The following is a 14,120-nucleotide window of genomic DNA, read 5'->3' on the forward strand; positions in this document are numbered from 1 at the left end:
GGCCCTGCGGAGGCCGAAGGCCGGAGTCAGACCCGGCCGGTGGAATTTTAAGCAAAATAGGATAAGTAGTGTTTTCGAACGACTTTTGGGTAGGCCTTTAGGCCGTATAGCCAATGGAGTGAGGAGACACTACTTATCCTATTAATATTGATTAAATTACAACGGCCGTCCCATTACATGTCACCATAAGCATGCCATTTTGTGCCCCTACTGTGCTGTATTGGAATGATACGCCAATAACGGCGTTAGCGCCAATTTTGCTAGCTCGTTTTGCCATTTCATCGATTGCTGCTTGGCGTGCACTCATTAAGGAATCTTCATAGCTTCCGCTGCGGCCACCAACGATGTCACGAATACCAGACATAAAATCTTTTACAAAGTTACGGCCTTCTACGACCTCACCAAATACGATACCTTTATACTCTTGTACAGGTTTGTTTTCAATATGCATAGTTGTGGTAATAATCATAATTATATCCTCTCTAATTAACTACAATATATTTTGATTCATTATAGCAAGGCTTTTATAGAAAAACAATCTCATAATGATAGCTTTCATATAAAAACAATAACCTAATACTGCATGTACAAAAAAAGACCTATTCACTACTTTCATAATGAATAGGTCTAATTGTATTGCGTTTTTATTTATCAAAATCGCGATCTAGGTTTACTTCTTTCAACGGAACGAGTTTAGTTTTGTTGATGTATTTGTAACCTAGGTAAACAGCGAAGAAGATAGGCAATCCGATATACGCAACGGATACGCCGTACCAGTCGATGGTATCGCCTGTGAAAGCGGAGTAGTTTTGGCCACAGATGATGATAACGCATAGGATGAACGCCAAGATTGGACCAACTGGGAACAACCACGCCTTGTAAGGCAATTCTTTAAGGTCTCTACCTTGTGCAATGAACGCACGGCGGAAGCGATAATGGGAAATGGCAATACCTACCCAAGCGATGAAACCGCAAAGGCCGGAGATGTTAACAATCCATGTATACGCTGTACCTTCGCCGATAAAGCTTGTAAGGAATGCAAACAAGCCAATGGCTGTAGTCAATATCAATGCAGGAACTGGAACGCCGCGTTTGTTGAGTTTTGCAAAGATTTGTGGTGCTTGACCTTCCTTAGCGAGTGCGTAAAGCATACGCGTAGAGGAATAGAGGCCAGAGTTACCAGCACTCAATACGGCAGTTAAGATGATAGCATTGATAAAGCTAGCTGCAAACGCGAATCCAAAACGGTCAAATACGAGTGTAAATGGAGAAATGGATACGTTTTCTACACTGGAATTCAATAGGTTTGGATCAGTGTAAGGAATGAGGAAACCGATAACTATGAAAGCCCCAATATAGAACAATAGGATGCGCCAGAAGATGGAGTTAATCGCTTTTGGCACGTTCTTTTCAGGGTCTTCTGCTTCCCCAGCGGCTACGCCGATAAGCTCAGTACCTTGGAAGGAGAAACCAGCCACCATGAAGATAGCAAGGATGGATTCCCAACCTCCTACGAATGGTGCTTCCCCTACTGTCCAATTCTCAAATCCAGGGGATGTACCGCCGATACCAAAGATGAGCATAAAGCCACAGAATAGGAATACGAAAACGGTAATAACCTTGATGGACGAGAACACGTACTCGCTTTCACCAAAGGAACGAGTGGACAAATAGTTAAGCCCAAATAGAATTAACAGGAATAATGCGGACCAAACGATGGCCGGTATGTCAGGGAACCAATATTTCATGATGAGCGCCCCTGCCAATACTTCGGCAGCCAATGTAATAGCCCAGTTAAACCAGTAGTTCCAACCTAAGGCAAAGCCAAAGGCAGGGTCTACATAGCGTTTTGCGTAGGTTCCGAAAGAACCCGGAATTGGCAAGTACGTCGCCATTTCCCCAAGGGATGTCATGAGGAAATATACCATGATGCCGATGAGGCCATAGGCCACAAGAGCACCACCAGGACCAGCCGTACTTACTACTTCACCACCGGCTACGAATAAGCCTGTACCGATGGCACCACCCAAGGCGATCATATTCATATGACGCGCTTTGAGGGATCGTTTTAAATGTTTTTGAGTATTAGAAGTATACTCTACGTTAGTATTCTGATTATCTGTCATGGGTCACCTCTTACAAATCTAGATTGCGCACATATTTTGCGTTATCTTCAATAAATTTACGTCGAGGTTCAACCTTGTCGCCCATGAGAACCGTAAAGATTTTATCAGCTTCGATAGAATCCTCTAAGCTAACTTGTAAAATCGTACGATTTTCAGGGTTCATTGTTGTTTCCCATAATTGTTCAGGATTCATTTCACCTAAACCTTTGTAACGTTGGATTGTGATACCATCACGGCCTACTTCATCAAGCTTAGCCGTCAATTCTGCATCAGAGTACACATACCAATGAGATTTGCCTTTTTTGATTTGGTATAAAGGCGGTTGTGCGATGTAGATATGGCCTTCTTCTACTAATGGTTTCATATAGCGGTAGAAGAATGTGAGAAGCAATGTACGGATGTGAGCGCCGTCAACGTCCGCATCTGTCATGATAATAATCTTGTTATAACGGGATTTTGTAATATCGAATTCGTCGCCAATGCCTGTACCAAATGCGGTAATCATGGAACGAATTTCGTTATTCGCTAAAATCTTATCAAGACGCGCCTTTTCTACATTAAGAATTTTACCACGCAATGGTAAAATCGCTTGGTAACGACGATCGCGACCTTGTTTTGCAGAACCGCCCGCAGAATCACCTTCGACTAGATAAATTTCTGTCATAGATGTATCTTTTTCAGAGCAATCTGCCAATTTACCAGGAAGGCTAGATACTTCCAACGCATTTTTACGGCGTGTTAAGTCGCGGGCCTTACGAGCAGCCTCGCGAGCACGACTTGCCATCGTTGCTTTTTCGATGATTTTCTTCGCATCTTGTGGATGTTCTTCAAAGAATGTTTTAAGACCTTCAGATACGATAACATCGGTAATACCTTTAACTTCGCTATTGCCAAGTTTCGTTTTAGTTTGACCTTCGAACTGAGGTTCTAATACTTTCACAGACACAACCGCTGTCAAACCTTCACGTACATCCTCGCCGGAAAGATTGCTTTCATTTTCCTTGATCAAACCGGATTTACGGCCATAATCATTGAGGGTACGCGTCAAGGCAGCACGGAAACCGGATAGATGGGTACCGCCGTCAACAGTGTTGATGTTGTTTACGAAGGACAACAAGTTTTCGCTGTAACTATCGTTGTATTGCAACGCCACGTCTACCACAACGTCATCCTTTGTATTTTCGATGTCTATAACAGTAGGGTTAACAACTTCCTTATTTTCGTTTAAGAATGTAATGAAAGAACTTAAACCACCTTCGTAATGAAAGCTTTCAATGCGAGGTTCCTCTTGGCGCAAATCGCTCAATGTGATGCGAAGGCCTTTGTTAAGGAATGCCAACTCTTGTAAACGAATTTTCAATGTATCGAAATTGAACACCGTCGTTTCAAAAATTTCAGAATCTGGTTTGAAAATAACAGTCGTACCAGTACCTTCTGCCTTGCCGATTTCGTGCAATTCAGATGTTTTATGACCACGGGAAAAATCGATTTCTTGAATAATGCCATTTTGAGATACTTGAACCTTAGTCCATTCACTCAACGCATTGACTACGGAAATACCTACACCGTGAAGGCCGCCTGATACCTTATAGCCGCCACCGCCGAATTTACCGCCAGCATGCAATTTTGTTAAAACTAACTCTACCGCAGACATACCGGACTCATGCATTCCTGTTGGAATACCACGACCATCATCGACAACGGTAATACTATTATCTTCATTAATGGATACTTCGATATGCGTCGCATACCCTGCAAGCGCTTCATCCACTGAATTGTCTACTACTTCATAAACGAGGTGATGCAAACCGCGAATGGACGTACTACCAATATACATCCCTGGGCGTTTACGGACCGCGTCTAGACCCTCAAGAACTTGTATATTCTGAGCGCCATAATTTTCTTCAGCCATTAAACAAACTCCTCCTAACGACATAAACCGCAATATGCTAATACACAATACATCTGCGGTGCTAGATTATCTCTTTATTATACTATAGATTGCTTATATCGTGAAAGCCCTATAATTTGCTACTTAAAAGCATATAAAACTCATCAATCCGTTTTTTAAGCGTTTTAAGTGATATACCAGATGCATACACACCATCATCTGTTACAATATACGTCTTTACCTTATCCTCGGGCACAATGTATATAACCTCTGCGTCATAATGAGAAATGCCCGTCCTATGATGCTTACCAGACTCCGCATGAATCATGGTAATGATCGAATTCATAGGGATACTAAAATTATCGCCAATATGAAGATACATATTTCTCCTCTTATTTTCATCTAAGTAAGAATGCTAAATAAACTCCATTTTTCTCTGTCCTGCTATTGAATAGATGACCATTAATTTCGCAGCGACTTTGGCCCTGCGGAGCCCGAAGGGCGTAGTCAGACCCGGCCGGTGGAGCGAGAAATAATGGTCATCTATTCCAATACACCCCTAAGCATATTTAGCTCTTTTTGTTTTTCCTCGCTCAAGAATTTTGATCGATATTTATTACACAAGTTGATAACGTGCTGGTCTGTCAGTTCTTCAAGCCGTTTATGAGTGATGAGCATGGTGGCCATGTACATGTGGTTTCGGCTTGTAGATCCGTGGTAGACCTTATCTAAATAGAAATAAATCAGTTCTCGCATGGCTATGGAAAAATCTTTAAAAGTGCATTTGATGTATTGTTGAGCTTCGCTATATTTTATGTACGGACGTCGTCTAATTTGTGTTTTTATATCATTAATATGATTACGATGCATTTCATATTCGCAGGACACACAATATTTTGTTTGTCTACTCATCAACGTATGGCATCGCTCGCATCGATGATAGCCGTGTTCAAGCAAATAGATTTCCTTTTTGCGGCTACTAATGAGCACCTTACGAAACGGTTCTTTTAGTTTCTCTTCTGCTAAGCTTTCAACCATAGCATCAATAGATTTCATATCATCATCGGACAAGGCGATTTTCGACATATCGATATACCCATCGATGTCGGGCATGTCTATTTTCAGAATGTCTGTGTTAGCCGTTTCTTTCACATAGCTCTGCCGATGCATGATGAGGCCCATTTCTGTAATAATATCACTTTTGTAATAGTCATTAATGGCCTTAAGGATGCGTTTTTGGTTCATCTTAACCTCTTGCATCCACTGCGAATTGTCCGCGCTGAGCACAATTTTTGGAGGTTTGATGTCGATGATGCGCGTATGACCAGCATAAATCGGCCCCACCACATCACACCAATGATGAACGAGGGTATTCAGTTTAAATTGTTCCAGTAAACCTAACTCATGTAGGCCACCAGCTAAGCACATATCAAGGCTTTCCATAATGGATGTGCCCCTCCTGACATTGAATAAATTGAACACCTTGCATATTTTCAAAATCATGTATATCCGTCGTGGTAATGACGGTTTGAATGCGTTTATGAATGAACTGCAACAAATTGTTCCGTCTCGCCTCGTCGAGCTCGCTCAACACATCGTCTAAGAGCAATACGGGATATTCGCCTACTTCGGATTTGATGAATTCTAATTCGCTCAGTTTTAGTGAAAGCACAGCCGTCCGCTGTTGCCCTTGGGATCCAAATTTTTTTAAATCGATAGCATCGGAAAAGAATCGTAAATCATCTCGATGAGGACCTACGCTTGTCGTCATGCGATGACGATCTTGAGGCAATGCCTCTTGCAATAAATCGTAAAAGGCCTCCTTCGTGTACACCATATGACCCTCTTCCCCATATGATTGTTCATAGCCTATAGTGAGATTTTCTAGGCCTCCCGTCAATTTACGATTCATCAAATCGATAAGCAAATTGATTTTCTTTAAACTTTCCATCCGTTTTTTTACGATGAAAGCCGCCATATCCGCCAGTTGTACATCCCATTCAGCAAGAGGAATATTCTGTTTACCGCGATATTCCTTCAACAATGTATTCCGTTGTTGCAATAAACGATTATATTGCAATAATTGATGATAATAAGTAGCGCTCGTTTGAGATATTTCCATATCTAAAAATCTGCGACGACCCGATGGACTGCCCTTAATGAGCTGTAAATCCTCTGGGCAGAAGATGACCGTATTTAAAGTACCAATCAATTCCTTTTGCGAAATCTTAGTATCATTTAAGCGGATATCCTTAGGACCTTGTCGAAATAGCTTGATATTAACCTTTTGCGGCGTCTCCTTTTTCTCAAAGTTCACCACAATACCCGCTTCATCAGCGTTAAATAAAAGCATATCCGACGTATCGTTTGTACGGTGGCTTTTACCAATGGTACCGACGTAAATGGACTCTAAAATATTGGTTTTACCAGCCCCATTGGTGCCGTACAAGACGATGATTTCAGGCTGCAAATCAAGGGTTAAATCCTTATAGTTGCGAAATTGGAACAATTGCAGTGAGTTAATTCTCACCGATTATGCCTCCTCTTTGGTAACGATGAATTCCACATCGAGACCTTCTACACCAATCACATCGCCAACGCGACATTTTTTGCGTTTTTCTGTAACGATGGTGCCATTTAATGTCAGCACTTGATCATCGATGAGACCTTTTACTTGTCCCCCTGTTTCAATGACGCCTTCTAATTTAAGCAATTGATCGATTTGAATATACTCCGTATGGATTGGTACAGGTTGTTGTTTCATAACGTCCTCCTATGGTGGACAAATTACAGGATATACCAAGTATATAATCATGACTAAAACTCATCATTATATACTTGATAATATGAATTTTTATGCATATAAATATGCAATTATTTATATATAATACATAATTAATTCTCAATATAAAAAGCAGTATTAGAAATAGCTTTCACAAATATGAGAATATATTACCATATCTAACAATTAAGAATTTGTACGAACAGGTGTTACTACATAGGTATAGTTCGGATTATTATCTTGGCGAATCACAACAGGACCATTTTGTTTTAAATACATGTGTATGTTATCGCCTGTGCTATGACGCAAAATATCGGAAATATAACGACCATTAAAGGAAATCGTAAACGGTGTGCCCTTAAATTCCACAGGAATTTCTTCCTTCGCCATACCAATTTCAGCATTTTGGCTGGACAAAGTCACTTGTTCTTCGGACCAATCATAGCGAATAACGTTGTAACTCATATCTTTTGCTAACAAGGATACGCGATCAACAGCACCGGCAAATTCCTTGCGATCTACAACGGCACTAGAATCGAATTGAGCAGGAATTACCTTTTCATATTCTGGGTACGTGCCTTCGATTAAGCGGGAAATAATGTAGATGGATTCGAACATGAATACGATTTGTGTGCGGTTCCAAATGATTTTAATAATAGAAGGATTATCGGTTGGCAATAAACGAGATACTTCTGCCAAAGCCTTTGTTGGAATGATAACGCGCATAGGGGATGTGGCAGGTTCATCGATGGTTACCTTTTTAACAGCCATGCGATGAGTATCAGTAGCAACCATAGTCACTTCTTTGTCGTTTGCATCTTTGATTTCCAGCAAAGCACCAGCAAATACAGGGCGATCATCGTCGCTTGCTGCTGCATAGTTCGTAAGGTCGATGAGTTCTTTCATCGCTTGGCTATCGATATTGACATAGTCTTGGTCGTGAATTTGTTCTACCAAGGAGAAATCGTCTGGATGCAAGGTTACTAAATTAAATTCAGAGGAACCGGATGTAATTTTTAGTGTATTGCCATCCTCTGGTTTGCTTAATTGAATCGTTTCGCCTGGTAATTTGCGGATTAATTCTTGGAAATAACGGGAAGCAACCACTAAAGTACCTGGTTCTAGGATTTCCGCGTCGATTGTTAATTTGATGCCCAATTCAAAATCGTTACCTTGTAGTTCCACTTGATTATTTTTTGTAGTTATATAAATGGATCCTGGTAGATTTGAACTTGTCTTATTTTGTGATACTTTTTGTAGAACGTTAATGGCTTTTTGGAGATTGGCCTTAGGGAATTTGATGTTCATAACGTAAATACTCTCCTTGTTTGTAATATTCGTTGTGCGATTTTCGTTGATGCTCTATAGATAATCAACGATAGATCGGTTTTCTGATATGTTTTTGATTTGTTTGTTAGTTTAGTAGTATTTGTAGTAGGCGCTGTGAATGTGTGTACATGTGAAAGTTTACTAGATTTCATGCGTTTCCACAGTTGTGGATAAGTGTGTGTATACCTTGTTTTAGGTTATCCACATAGTCACAGAAAATATTGATTTCTGCAATATCCACAGATTTATACACAATATATCCACAGAGTTATCCACACCCGTTTTAATTGAGTGATGACAGTTTAGCTTTGATGTCTAGGATAATCTGTTTCGTTTCCGGATTCTTGTCGATTTCTTTACTGATCTTATCGTACGCATGCAAAATCGTCGTATGATCTCTGGAAAAAGCCGCTGCAATTTGTGGGTAGCTTTCATTAATCACATCGCGGCACAAATACATGGCAATTTGTCGTGGAAATGCGAATTGGGCTTTCCGTTTCTTGCCTAACAAATCTTGTTTCTTAATGTTGAAATAGGTGCTGATAAAGTCTTGAATGGACTCGATGTCGATGAGTGTTACCCGTTCTGTCGTGATGATGTCGGATAATGTTTTTTTCGTGTATTCCAAATCAATGCTGCTGGTCCGTTGTTCTAGCGATGCGGTACCGATGAGTTTATTGAAAGCCCCTTGTAATACGCGAATGTTTTCGTCGAATTGTAACGCCACGTAGTTGATGGCATCGTTGTCGATAACGAGATTACGATTCTTGTTGTTTTCCTTTTCAACGAGGGCTTTCAAAATGGCAATGCGCGTTTCCAAATCTGGATTTTCCATGGTTGCCACATAGCCCGCTTGGAATCTAGAACGCAAGCGCTCTTCGAATTGGTCCATGTCATTTGGCATAGTATCGCTGGTGAGGACGATTTGCTTGTTATTGTCTAATAATTCGTTGAAGGTGTTGAAAAACTCTGTTTTCGTGCCCTCTTTATTTTCCAAGAACTGAATATCGTCAATGAGCAATACATCGATGTTGCGGAACGTATTACGGAACAACTCTCCTTGTCGCTTGCGTATAGATTCGATGAACAAATTCATGAACTTTTCGCTCGTTGTGCACATCACCTTGAGATTAGGATATCTTTCAACGATGGCATTGCCGATAGCGTGCATCAAATGCGTTTTACCGAGTCCCGATGGACCGTAGATAAAGAGCGGATTATAATCGCCGCCAGGATGCTCCGACACGTTTTGTGCTGCTCCAAACGGAATGCGGTTTGCATTGCCTGTAATGTAATTATCAAATCGATAACCACTGTTGAGCTGTGACGATGACAAATCGATAGGAATATCCGTAGATTGCAACGTTTGCACCATCTGTGGCTGCTCTACAGGAAACATCGGTTCATCTGGAATTAACTCGTCCACCTCTTTACGCTGGATATACACAGGATCTGCGTACACCGGTGTGTAAAATTCCTCTTGATATGGAACCTCCTGCTTTGCAGGTTTTGAGGATTTTTTATCGATGTTGTCCGCGTCACTTACCACCGTATTTTCTATAGTGTTTGTACTAGTATTTTCTGCAGTATTCTCTGTGAAAGTATCTGCTACATGCGGTGCTGTTGGAACATCATCCTTTTGTGGAAACAGATCCAATAAAACCATATTTAATTCTTTGCCTGTCACTTGCTTGATGGCATCTGTTAACAACTTACTTACCGTTTGCTGAGATTCGATGACACTTTTTATAAAACTCTGCATAACCCCAATGTGTATAGAATTATTATCTATACTCATCGGTATGAGAGAAGTACTCAAACTTGAATAAATCGCAGGCGGCAGTGTTTGTTTTGCTACTTGTAATATACGTTCCCATATATCATTAATATCAGCTGCTTGCATTTTGTTCCTCTTGTGTATAACTTTTACTAAAAATGTGTATAACTTTCGTTGTTATGTGTATAACTTATTCTAAAACTGTGGAAAAACCACAAATACCTGTGAATAACCTGTGCACAACTTGTGAATAAGAGAAAATAAAATTCCCTTCCAACCTTATAAATACTGAGTTTATACTATTCATAGGTCAAAAGAGAAAAAATGTGGATAACTTTTCTAAACTATCCGAAAAAAACTTATAAAAATATATATTTTTTACCAATTTCAATTATGATTGTACCAAAAATGAGGAAGATTGTCATTCTATCTGTGGATAACTTTTATGGAATTTGTTTATTTTCGTATTTTTGCGTAGGTCGGTAAGGTTATCATTTTTTTACTCCACCGGCCGGGTCTGACTCCGCCCTACGGGCTCCGCAGGGCCAAAGTCGCAAAAAAATGATAACCTCACCTCTTTTGATCAAAAATAGTCAAAATAAACAAATTTCATATGGGAATGGGGAACACCGGCCGGGTCTGACTCCGCCCTACGGGCTTCGCAGGGCCAAAGTCGCGAAAAAGTGACCACCAAACCTACTTTAATCTAAAACTAGTTAAAATAAACAAATTTCATAATGGGTAGAAGAAAAATGGCAGGGCCTGACTCCGCCCTTCGCAGGGAAATAAGTAGGGTGTTCCGGAAAATAGAACAGGCGTGTACTAATTCAAAATAGGTATGTGTATAGGGTGTTCTGAAAAATAGAACAGGCGTGTACTAATTCAAAATAGGTATGTGTATAGGATGTTCCGAAAAATAGAACAGGCGTGTACTAATTCGAAATAGGTATGTGTATAGGGTGTACCGAAAAATAGAACAGGCGTGTACTAATTCAAAATAGGTATGTGTATAGGGTGTTCTGAAAAATAGAACAGGCGTGTACTAATTCGAAATAGGTATGTATATAGGGTGTTCCGGAAATAGAACAGGCCTGTTCTATTTCAAAAGAGGTGTAGGTATGTTGCCCTAAAATAGTAGATTTTGTATTCCCCGCCAAGGGAAGGTGCGCGCAATCTGTTTCAATAAAAAAAACAGGTATTTACTTATTTGTTTTTAATATGTGCGAAACCGATAGGATGATCTTTGAATGCAATATAATTTGTTTGACGTTTTCATAGTTACAGTAGAATGAGGAAAGGACCATGATTTTGCAGCGACTTTGGCCCTGCGGAGGCCGCAGGCCGTAGTCAGACCCGGCCGGTGGAGCGAAAAATCATGGTCCTTTCCTCATTACTAAATTATGAAAATGTTGGCAGCAAACAAATTATATATTCAAAAATAGTGTGATATCGGTTTCGCATATACTAAAAATGCTAAGAAAACACCTGTTTTTTATTGACAGATTTGCGTTTTCCCTCTATAATTACCCTGTTATGGTATAAGTAAAACAAATATATAACGAGGAGGTGTTTTACTAATGAAACGTACATATCAACCAAATACTCTTTGGAGAAAACGTACCCATGGTTTCCGTGAACGCATGAAAACTATCGGTGGCCGTCTCGTATTAAAAAGAAGACGTGCTAAAGGCAGAAAACGCTTATCTGCATAATATAATGGCTCAGCAAGAGCTTTCAGAAAACTTGGCGCTCTTGCCAAGTTTTTCTATTCTATAGGACTCGGACGATACAATGGATTACCGCTTAGATAAAACGAGACGTATTATAAACAATAATGAATATCGCCTTGTGTATAAGCATGGTAAGTACGAGGTAGGACGCCTATGTGTGTTATATCGTATGCCTGTAGCGAAGCAAAAGACTCGCATCGGATTTGTGACGGGTAAAAAGGTGGGTTGTGCGGTTGAACGCAATCGAGCACGTCGCCTTATGAAAGAGGTGTATCGCCTCAATCAGCATCAAATTCGCGAAGGGTATCATATTGTTATCGTTGGACGTGGCCCTCTGAAGGACGCAACCTATGAACGAGCGGAAAAGGAAATACTGTACTTATTGCGTAAAAGCAAGCTCTTAGTATAATCCTATATAGGACCACAAGCATGGACAGCGCTATGCTTTGGTCCTATTCGCGTATTATGAGGTATATGGATTTGGTGGAAATGTCTTAGATACATACGCTAATCCAATCATGGTGAATTCTATGAAAAATACATGTATAACTGTATTAAATTGTATAAAACGAGGTATTACCTTTGTTTTATGGCTCGTTATTCGCTTCTATCAGATTGCCATTTCCCCTCTCAAACCGGGATGTTGCCGATATTATCCCACTTGTTCCGCATATACTCTGCAGGCCATTGAAAAATATGGTCCTTTGAAAGGTAGCTGGCTTGGGCTAAAACGCATTTTGCGTTGTCATCCATTCCACAAGGGTGGGTATGATCCCGTTCCGTAGATTGGTTTTGGTGAAAGCTAACGCTAGTTAGGGCTTTCACAAGCAATAGTAAAATGGCGTTAGTGAAAACTTTCACAAATAATATTCGTCTAAGCGAGCACAATTTTGGAAATACCTGAGCATCTGTATGGATGAAATTTAGACCATACCATAACGATATATGGATGCGCGAAGGAACCCAATTTAGACCTGCACTCGAAGGAGAAACAATGGAAATTTTTAACTATTTAGTTGAATTTATGCGCACACTTGTGACATATGCTTTCAACTTCACTGACATGGTCGGCTTCCCAAGCTATGGGGTGGCTATTATCATCATTACTGTTATTATTAAAGCGATTTTAGCGCCGTTGACAGTAAAACAAATTAAATCTATGAAAGCAATGCAAGAGTTACAACCTCGCATGAAAGAGCTTCAAGAAAAATACAAAAACGACCCTCAACGTTTACAAGCTGAGATGGGCGCTATGTACAAAGAAATGGGCGTAAACCCATTGGCTGGCTGCTTGCCTTTATTGGTGCAAATGCCGTTCTTGATCGCTATTTTCTACGCATTGCAAGGATATCCTTACAATCCTGAATTCGAACATTTCTTATGGCTTCCTAGCCTTGGCGAATCAGATCCATACTACATTTTGCCAGTATTGAGTGCTTTGTCCACATGGCTTATGTCCCGACAAACTGGTATGGGTGCTAGTGGTGCCGCTGCACAACAACAAAAGATTATGCAAATCTTTATGCCATTGTTCATCGGTTACATTTCCTTGAATTTCCCATCTGGTCTTGTTATTTACTGGATTGTATCCAATGTGTTCCAATTGGTGCAACAACATTTCATTTACAAAGGCTTAGAAGCTAATAAATAGGAGGCACTATGGAATTTATCGATGTATCTGCTAAAACGATTGAAGATGCCATCGCTAAAGGGGTTGCAGAACTTTCTATAGATGGCCGGGAATTGGTAGAAACAAAGGTTATTGAACAACCTTCTAATGGTTTTTTAGGTATTGGCCGTAAACCAGCTGTGGTTCGTTTGTTCTATACAACGGTATCAGCTGCGGCTACGGAAGAAGAAAAAGAAGTCATCGCTGAGACTTCTGATGCTGTATCGGATACGCCTGTTGCGACTGATGAACGCGATGTGGCTGAATCTGTTGATGATTCACCGGTATCTGTGAAAGCTAAACAAGAGCTTTCAAAAGAAACACAACAAATCATCGCTGAAAAAGGTAAGGAATTCCTTGAAAAGATGTTCGGTCAAATGGGCCTTATCGTGATGATTGAAAAGATGTTTACCGCTGATAAAATCACGTTCCAAGTACATGGTGAAGACCTTGGTATCTTGATTGGTAAACACGGTCAAACCCTTGATGCTATCCAATATTTAACGAATTTGGTGGCTCACAAAGAGGTGTCTGGCCATTGTCACATCGTGGTGGATGTGGAAAATTACCGTGCTCGTCGTGAAGAAACGTTGATTAATCTTGCAAAACGCCTTGCATCTAAGGTAAAACGTAACCGTCAAAAGGTTTCCTTAGAACCTATGAATGCATTTGAACGCAAAATCATTCATACGGCGTTGCATGATGATAAACACATCGTCACAGAATCCGCTGGTGATGAACCATTCCGCCATATCGTGATCTCTTACAAAAAATAAAAGTGTTTGGTGGCGATAGCATTCTGATAACCTCCACCGG

Annotated in this window: 14 protein-coding genes; 5 read left to right on the forward strand and 9 right to left on the reverse strand. The window is 40.4% G+C overall.

Annotated features, from left to right (window positions below; all coding sequences use genetic code 11):
- Positions 1–151 precede the first annotated feature (151 nt).
- The 9 genes from HMPREF1151_RS05535 to dnaA form a co-directional block, all read right to left on the reverse strand.
- The gene (locus HMPREF1151_RS05535; protein WP_005375828.1) at positions 152–469 is read right to left on the reverse strand and encodes a YbjQ family protein; all 318 of its coding nucleotides are present in this window, start codon (positions 467–469) and stop codon (positions 152–154) included.
- 175 nt (positions 470–644) lie between these two features.
- Positions 645–2,126, reverse strand: coding sequence for an amino acid permease (locus HMPREF1151_RS05540; protein WP_009661382.1), 1,482 nt, complete (start codon positions 2,124–2,126; stop codon positions 645–647).
- Positions 2,127–2,136: 10 nt separating this feature from the next.
- Positions 2,137–4,038, reverse strand: coding sequence for a DNA topoisomerase (ATP-hydrolyzing) subunit B (gyrB, locus tag HMPREF1151_RS05545; protein ID WP_005375943.1), 1,902 nt, complete (start codon positions 4,036–4,038; stop codon positions 2,137–2,139).
- 109 nt (positions 4,039–4,147) lie between these two features.
- On the reverse strand, positions 4,148–4,399 hold the full coding sequence (remB, locus tag HMPREF1151_RS05550; protein ID WP_009661344.1) for an extracellular matrix regulator RemB: 252 nt from the start codon (positions 4,397–4,399) through the stop codon (positions 4,148–4,150).
- 161 nt (positions 4,400–4,560) lie between these two features.
- Positions 4,561–5,460, reverse strand: a complete 900-nt coding sequence (locus HMPREF1151_RS05555) for a DUF721 domain-containing protein (protein ID WP_009661335.1) — start codon at positions 5,458–5,460, stop codon at positions 4,561–4,563.
- Entirely contained in the window at positions 5,447–6,547 is a 1,101-nt protein-coding gene (gene recF, locus HMPREF1151_RS05560) for a DNA replication/repair protein RecF (protein ID WP_009661379.1), read from the reverse strand. Before recF ends, HMPREF1151_RS05555 begins: the two co-directional genes overlap by 14 nt.
- Before the next feature lie 3 nt (positions 6,548–6,550).
- Complete coding sequence (locus tag HMPREF1151_RS05565; protein ID WP_005379450.1) at positions 6,551–6,781, reverse strand: RNA-binding S4 domain-containing protein; 231 nt, start codon at positions 6,779–6,781, stop codon at positions 6,551–6,553.
- A 204-nt stretch (positions 6,782–6,985) separates the two neighbouring features.
- Positions 6,986–8,107, reverse strand: coding sequence for a DNA polymerase III subunit beta (gene dnaN / locus HMPREF1151_RS05570; protein WP_009661359.1), 1,122 nt, complete (start codon positions 8,105–8,107; stop codon positions 6,986–6,988).
- A gap of 304 nt (positions 8,108–8,411) precedes the next feature.
- Positions 8,412–10,031 carry a chromosomal replication initiator protein DnaA gene (gene dnaA / locus HMPREF1151_RS05575; protein ID WP_009661362.1) on the reverse strand — a complete coding sequence of 540 codons (1,620 nt, stop codon included), beginning with the start codon at positions 10,029–10,031 and terminating at the stop codon, positions 8,412–8,414.
- 1,451 nt (positions 10,032–11,482) lie between these two features.
- Between dnaA and rpmH the strand changes: the two genes are divergently transcribed.
- The 5 genes from rpmH (at position 11,483) to jag (ending at position 14,080) form a co-directional block, all read left to right on the forward strand.
- The gene (gene rpmH / locus HMPREF1151_RS05580) at positions 11,483–11,617 is read left to right on the forward strand and encodes a 50S ribosomal protein L34 (protein ID WP_004692946.1); all 135 of its coding nucleotides are present in this window, start codon (positions 11,483–11,485) and stop codon (positions 11,615–11,617) included.
- 79 nt (positions 11,618–11,696) lie between these two features.
- On the forward strand, positions 11,697–12,044 hold the full coding sequence (gene rnpA / locus HMPREF1151_RS05585) for a ribonuclease P protein component (RefSeq protein ID WP_005375872.1): 348 nt from the start codon (positions 11,697–11,699) through the stop codon (positions 12,042–12,044).
- A gap of 121 nt (positions 12,045–12,165) precedes the next feature.
- Positions 12,166–12,420 carry a membrane protein insertion efficiency factor YidD gene (gene yidD / locus HMPREF1151_RS09665; protein WP_071529969.1) on the forward strand — a complete coding sequence of 85 codons (255 nt, stop codon included), beginning with the start codon at positions 12,166–12,168 and terminating at the stop codon, positions 12,418–12,420.
- Positions 12,421–12,629: 209 nt separating this feature from the next.
- Complete coding sequence (locus HMPREF1151_RS05590) at positions 12,630–13,286, forward strand: YidC/Oxa1 family membrane protein insertase (RefSeq protein WP_009661373.1); 657 nt, start codon at positions 12,630–12,632, stop codon at positions 13,284–13,286.
- A gap of 8 nt (positions 13,287–13,294) precedes the next feature.
- The gene (gene jag, locus HMPREF1151_RS05595; protein WP_009661385.1) at positions 13,295–14,080 is read left to right on the forward strand and encodes an RNA-binding cell elongation regulator Jag/EloR; all 786 of its coding nucleotides are present in this window, start codon (positions 13,295–13,297) and stop codon (positions 14,078–14,080) included.
- Positions 14,081–14,120: the final 40 nt, after the last annotated feature.

Source organism: Veillonella sp. ACP1, assembly GCF_000286635.1.
In the GTDB taxonomy this organism is placed as follows: Bacteria; Bacillota; Negativicutes; order Veillonellales; family Veillonellaceae; genus Veillonella; species Veillonella atypica.

Excerpts from the sequence above, each read along its gene's own strand:
- HMPREF1151_RS05535 (WP_005375828.1), bottom strand. The coding sequence starts at position 469 with ATGATTATTACCACAACTATGCATATTGAAAACAAACCTGTACAAGAG.
- HMPREF1151_RS05540 (WP_009661382.1), bottom strand. The coding sequence starts at position 2,126 with ATGACAGATAATCAGAATACTAACGTAGAGTATACTTCTAATACTCAA.
- gyrB (WP_005375943.1), bottom strand. The coding sequence starts at position 4,038 with ATGGCTGAAGAAAATTATGGCGCTCAGAATATACAAGTTCTTGAGGGT.
- remB (WP_009661344.1), bottom strand. The coding sequence starts at position 4,399 with ATGTATCTTCATATTGGCGATAATTTTAGTATCCCTATGAATTCGATC.
- HMPREF1151_RS05555 (WP_009661335.1), bottom strand. The coding sequence starts at position 5,460 with ATGGAAAGCCTTGATATGTGCTTAGCTGGTGGCCTACATGAGTTAGGT.
- HMPREF1151_RS05565 (WP_005379450.1), bottom strand. The coding sequence starts at position 6,781 with ATGAAACAACAACCTGTACCAATCCATACGGAGTATATTCAAATCGAT.
- dnaN (WP_009661359.1), bottom strand. The coding sequence starts at position 8,107 with ATGAACATCAAATTCCCTAAGGCCAATCTCCAAAAAGCCATTAACGTT.
- dnaA (WP_009661362.1), bottom strand. The coding sequence starts at position 10,031 with ATGCAAGCAGCTGATATTAATGATATATGGGAACGTATATTACAAGTA.
- rpmH (WP_004692946.1), top strand. The coding sequence starts at position 11,483 with ATGAAACGTACATATCAACCAAATACTCTTTGGAGAAAACGTACCCAT.
- rnpA (WP_005375872.1), top strand. The coding sequence starts at position 11,697 with ATGGATTACCGCTTAGATAAAACGAGACGTATTATAAACAATAATGAA.
- yidD (WP_071529969.1), top strand. The coding sequence starts at position 12,166 with ATGAAAAATACATGTATAACTGTATTAAATTGTATAAAACGAGGTATT.
- HMPREF1151_RS05590 (WP_009661373.1), top strand. The coding sequence starts at position 12,630 with ATGGAAATTTTTAACTATTTAGTTGAATTTATGCGCACACTTGTGACA.
- jag (WP_009661385.1), top strand. The coding sequence starts at position 13,295 with ATGGAATTTATCGATGTATCTGCTAAAACGATTGAAGATGCCATCGCT.